The following is a 5,172-nucleotide window of genomic DNA, read 5'->3' as shown; positions in this document are numbered from 1 at the left end:
TTTCCTCCTTCTTCTTCTCTTTTTTCTACTCCCTTGAGGAAAAGGTGTCAACTTTTTTTATACCATATCAGCGTTTCATGTGGACATCCACGCACATATGAGGCGTTCCGTCCTTGTCATAGAGGGTACGGGTACACAGGCGGCTCATATAGTCGTCGTAGTACCGCAGCACTTGCTCCATGGCCTCGCTGTCACCGCTGGAGGCCGCATGGATCACCCAAACGGGCGGCAGGTCCTTTCCCTTGTGGATGGGCTCTGTCATCTTCCTCAGCCTCCTTTCGGCATCAGCGCCGACAATGCTTCGCGCAGCTCCTGCAGTGCCCTCGTCCGGTGCCGCTGAACGGCGCTCCGGGACATCCCAACGAGATTGCCAATCTCACCGTCTGCCAGGTCCAGGGTGCAGTGCAAAATCAAAATGCTCTGCTCTGTCTGCGGCAAAGTAGAGAAAGCCTCGGCTACAAACTCGTTGTCGATATGTAGATCGTAGCCGTGCGACGAGAACACAATGCTGTCGCTGGGGTAACGATCTACGACGCAGAGCTTGTCCAGCTCCGCCTGGGACAAGTCGCTAAAGAAGGTTTCACGCTCTCTTTGGCGTTTCATGTTCCGCAGGTAGGCTCTGGCCTCGTTTCGCAATACCTTCTTGCAAAAAGCATCGAACCGGCATTGCTCGCCATAGTCGCGGGGGTTAGATTCCATCAGTTTCACCCCCTTTCCATGGGGGGATCAGGTGGTTCTCTCCCTTTCCGCTACTACCAATCCTACGGGAGCGTGTTCTGCCCGCTAAACGCCTCCTTTTTGAAGAAAATTTGAGAAAAGCACCGGCCAGCCAGCCCGACCGCAGGAAACGACAAAAAGCGCCCGGCAGGTCACAGACCCACCGGGCGCAATAGCAAGTGATATGCAGATTGTTTACATGGTATAGTTCATACTTATGGCCGAATATCTCCGCCGACTGGAACGGGCTTTTTTTGAGCGGCTAGCCCTTGTCAGATCAGGCGGGGACAACATCCGGCGCAGCATGGCGGCATCCTCCTTTTATGCCGCCATGCACCCTTATAAAAAGAGCCAAACACGACGGCTAGTCATGTTTGGCTCTGCGTCTTTGCGTCTGGCTCTTTCGTGTATTTATAGCAATCCAAGAAATTATCAAGGAATACCAGCGGCAGAAAACCAACCAGCGCAGTCGGAAGGGCGGATCAGCGAGAAAGCCTCAGCAATACCATGCGGAAGCTGAGGTAATAATCTGATTTTCAGCTTGCGAAGAATCGCCTTGATTTTTGACCACATATTTTCGATTGGATTCAAATCAGGGCTGTATGCTGGCAAGTACAGTAATTTCATGTCGGCCCCCTGCAAAAGCGTCTGGACCTCTTTGACATGATGCGTGCGCATATTATCCATGATGACAATATCCCCTTCGTGCAGCGTGGGAATGAGCGTGTTCTTGAGATAGTCCAGAAATTTTTCGCGGGTCGTTCCACCGCTGTAAATCGTATAGGCAGTCTCACCGTTGCGTCTTACAGAGGAAAGAATCGTGGTATTGGCAGGTGTATTCAAAGGAGTCTTGTCTACTGACCGCTCCCCACCAATGGCCCGCCCATAGCGGCGGCTCAAGTCCGTGTTTACGCCGCTTTCATCCAGAAATACCAGTTTGTCCGCTTCGCATTGTGTGATCATTTCCTTCCAGGCTTCTCTCGCGGCCACAACATCGAACACGCTCCCGCTCTGCCGCGTAAAAGGACTTCTTCTTGTAAACATAACCCAGCCCAATCACGGCCTTTCGCACCGTTTCGTTACTGATAGACAGTCCCTGTTTTTCGATGATTTCGTCGATCGTGATATCCGGCTGGGCTATGATTAGCTGATCAATATCCTGCAAATCTTCTTCTGTCAGCGCTGGTTTTCTTCCTCGCTGACTGGTTTGAAGATCTACACTGCCAGTTTTCTTCATTTGTCCGCTCAAACGATACACTGTACTGGTACTCACCTGGAAACACTTTGCCACTGTTTGCGCATCGTGGGTCTGTTCGTATGCCTGTACCAGTAGCCTTCGCGCCTCATTGTGTAACATAGCTATCACCTTCTGATAACATTCTACACCTCAAGTCAATGCACTGTTATTTTATTGGATTGCTATATTTGATTAGATCGATGTGCCCAGATTGAATTGCATCTAAGTTAATCGCGATTCTTTCTTCTGGCCAATCCCACCACTTTAATGTAAGTAAAGTGGAAATGACCTCGTCGGAAAATCTCTTTCGAATCTGTCTGGCCGGAACGCCACCCACAATTGTATAAGGCGGAACATCTTTTGTTACCACAGCTCGAGTACCAATAATGGCTCCGTCACCGATGGTTACACCGGCGAAAATGCTTGCCTCGTATCCAATCCACACATCATTTCCAATCACAATGTCACCTTTGTTATCCCATGCCTCAGTTATGTGACTAACATCAAGGCCCCATTCCTCAAAGAAAATTGGGAACGGATAAGTAGCAAGTGATGTAAGGCTGTGGTTGGCGCTGTTAAAAAGGAAGCGGGCACCACAGGCGATGGAGCAGAACTTTCCGATAATCAGCCTGTCATGATTGATTGGATAATGGTACAGTACATTGTTCTTTTGAAAATTAGTGGGATCATTTACAAAATCGTTATACATGGTATAATCTCCCACGATAATGCTGGGGTCAGTGACTACATTTTTCAAATAAACCGTTTCCCGATCCTTAGAGCGTGGGTAAATTTTATGTTTGTTCATCATAATTCGATGTTCTCCTTTTGAATTTGCGTATTTGCCTTAATAACAGACAAATTGGTTTTCTTTACATTTATCAAAGTCTCCTGCTTGCATTTTGGGCAATAGAGAGGAAAGTTTATAAGTTCTGTGTCATGCCGCACTTTGAGCCGGGTCTTATTCCCGCACACAGGGCAGCGAAGCCATACTGTTTCGTTCATTCAGGATTCCCCTCCTTACGGTTTTTTTGAATAAGGCTCTTGCGTTCCCATATTCCACTTTTGAAGTAGATAAAGCCTACAAATGCTGGTAAAATTGGCGAGAGTGCCTGTCCAAAATAGATGCCGGGAAATCCCATGCCCAGCGTAAAAGCCAAAATCCAACTTACGGGCAAACGAACCACAACTGCGTCCAGCAATGCATTCAACATAGCGACATTTGCAGCGCCAACTCCAATGGCAAAGGAATCCAAGGTATACATAGCCGCATAGATCAAACTATTGACACCACAGCAGACTCTCAGATAATAAACTCCGTCGGTTACAACTTTCCGGCTATTACTGCCAAAGAGTAAAATCAATTGCTCGGCAAAAACCTGTACGCAAAGCACAACAACGAGTGTCATGGCTATATTCACCAGTAGGCCGATTTTCACCACTTTTCGGGCGCGTTTGATTTGCTCCGCTCCCATGCATTGACCAACCATAGCCGTGACTGCCTGACCGACAGCCCAGCAAGGCATGCCAGCAAAGGTGTTGATTTGCAGACCGACTCCAGATGCGGCAGATACAGATGTTCCAAATTGATTGAGCATCCCGGTTACTATCAAATAAGCCGTGTTGACTACAACCATCTGGATTGCCGTAGGCAACCCAATTTTCAGGATAGCAACGATCTTATCCCACTGAATCGTGAACTTCTTGCATAGCGTAGTGTCAAAAAATACATGATGTCGCTTCAGGTAAAAAATTGAAATTACAAAAGAAATCCCCTGCGCTGTGATCGTCGCATAGGCCGCTCCTTTTGTTCCCATCCCCAAAGGGCCCACCAATATGATGTCTAAACCAACATTGATGATAGTTGCAATGCCCACAAAGCAGAGCGGAGATTTGGAATCTCCCAACCCTTTCAGGACAGAACAAACGGCATTGTATCCGAAAACAAATACAGTTCCATAGCAAATGATTTTCATATAATTACAAGCATCTTGAAATGCATCCGCCGGAACATTTAACGCACGAAAAAGAGGGCGATAACCGGCTAAACTTATAACTGTTAAAAGTATTGATGTAGCTAGAGAAAGCATAGACAACATTTGAAACGTCTCTGCTTGGCCCTTTTTATGGTTCGCTCCTTTGTATTGAGCAATTAACACTGCCCCACCCATCGTCATTCCAATACAAATGGAGTTAATAATGTAACAAAGTTTTGAGGCGTTGCTGATGGCCGCAAGACCTGTTTCGCCAACAAACTGTCCGACCACTAACATATCCACCACATTGTAGAATGATTGTAAGATATTTGCTAAAAGCAGCGGGAGGGCAAAAGCAATCAGTTTTCCGGGCACACTCCCGCTCAATAAATTTTGCTCTTGTGTCATAAAAAATCTTCCCTTCAAAAAAACAGAGGGCAGCACAAGCTAGTGCGCCCTCTGTCTGCTTACTAAATAAACATAACAAAAGGCCACAGACAAAACATTGTCTGTGGCCTCAATAGTTTATCTTCTCATGTCAATTCGCAAAAAGGGTACAAAAACCAAAGGCAGCTATTCTCTGCCTTGGCCTCCCGGTTTTACAAATCAACTTTCCGAAAAGGCTCCGCACAATGTTTCGTGGTATAAACTTGTGTGGAGCCAAAATCAATGCAGAATTTCCCGTACAACATCGTGCTCACCTCTTTTCGTAATTTATTTAATTGTAAGTATTTTTGCCACTATTGTCAAGGTGTCGGAACATTATAATATGAATTATAAAGTTTAAAAATAACGCATATAACAACATTCCACGGACAAAGTGTGAAATATACAATGTAAGTGGGTGATGCTATATGGCGAATGTCAAAGATTGCCCCGGTTTTGAAACTTTCGGTGCCGATGTAAAAGCCGCACGGAGCGTAAAGCATCTGTCGCGCAGGACATTGGCGGAGATCGTCAACATCGACTCCCGGTATCTTGCAAATATCGAGAACGAGGGTACGATCCCCAGCTTGCCGGTTATCATACAGCTTATCAAAGTGATTTTGTCAATATGAGTTGACACAATTCACGCAAGGAATATAGGATCTAAGCAGCAGCCGCAGTGAGGGACAGATAGAAGCGCTCTCTCTTGACAGCGGGTGGAAGGCCGCCGTTGGCGGAGCAGATACGGCGGTTGTTCCAGTAGCTCATAAAGTAACGCCAAATAAGAGATCTGAGTTCCTCCACGGTCAGCTGTTC

7 protein-coding genes and 1 pseudogene are annotated in these 5,172 nt (G+C 46.7%); 1 reads left to right on the top strand and 7 read right to left on the bottom strand.

Features of this window, described 5'->3' with window-relative positions; genetic code table 11:
• Positions 1 to 67: 67 nt before the first annotated feature.
• From C814_RS20350 to C814_RS20320, 7 genes are all read right to left on the bottom strand, one after another.
• Positions 68 to 262 (bottom strand): helix-turn-helix domain-containing protein, encoded by a 195-nt coding sequence (locus C814_RS20350; protein WP_016317343.1) that lies wholly within the window; start codon positions 260 to 262, stop codon positions 68 to 70.
• A gap of 5 nt (positions 263 to 267) precedes the next feature.
• Entirely contained in the window at positions 268 to 699 is a 432-nt protein-coding gene (locus C814_RS20345) for a sigma-70 family RNA polymerase sigma factor (protein WP_016317342.1), read from the bottom strand.
• Positions 700 to 1,149: 450 nt separating this feature from the next.
• On the bottom strand, positions 1,150 to 1,680 hold the full coding sequence (locus C814_RS20340) for an IS630 family transposase (RefSeq protein WP_016317341.1): 531 nt from the start codon (positions 1,678 to 1,680) through the stop codon (positions 1,150 to 1,152).
• The gene (locus C814_RS20335) at positions 1,637 to 2,074 is read right to left on the bottom strand and encodes a helix-turn-helix domain-containing protein (RefSeq protein ID WP_016317340.1); all 438 of its coding nucleotides are present in this window, start codon (positions 2,072 to 2,074) and stop codon (positions 1,637 to 1,639) included. Before C814_RS20335 ends, C814_RS20340 begins: the two co-directional genes overlap by 44 nt.
• A 46-nt stretch (positions 2,075 to 2,120) precedes the next feature.
• Positions 2,121 to 2,762, bottom strand: coding sequence for a CatB-related O-acetyltransferase (locus C814_RS20330; RefSeq protein WP_369750578.1), 642 nt, complete (start codon positions 2,760 to 2,762; stop codon positions 2,121 to 2,123).
• Positions 2,762 to 2,959, bottom strand: coding sequence for a cysteine-rich KTR domain-containing protein (locus C814_RS20325; protein ID WP_016317338.1), 198 nt, complete (start codon positions 2,957 to 2,959; stop codon positions 2,762 to 2,764). Before C814_RS20325 ends, C814_RS20330 begins: the two co-directional genes overlap by 1 nt.
• On the bottom strand, positions 2,956 to 4,338 hold the full coding sequence (locus C814_RS20320) for an MATE family efflux transporter (protein WP_016317337.1): 1,383 nt from the start codon (positions 4,336 to 4,338) through the stop codon (positions 2,956 to 2,958). Before C814_RS20320 ends, C814_RS20325 begins: the two co-directional genes overlap by 4 nt.
• A 446-nt stretch (positions 4,339 to 4,784) precedes the next feature.
• Here C814_RS20320 and C814_RS20315 point away from each other — a divergent pair.
• Positions 4,785 to 4,973 (top strand): annotated as a pseudogene (locus C814_RS20315) (multiprotein-bridging factor 1 family protein); the annotation flags it as partial.
• Positions 4,974 to 5,172: the final 199 nt, after the last annotated feature.

Origin of the sequence: Anaerotruncus sp. G3(2012), assembly GCF_000403395.2 — a bacterium.
In the GTDB taxonomy this organism is placed as follows: domain Bacteria; phylum Bacillota; class Clostridia; order Oscillospirales; family Ruminococcaceae; genus Anaerotruncus.
Note: the sequence above shows the minus strand (reverse complement) of the source record. Positions and strands in the feature narration are given on the sequence as shown.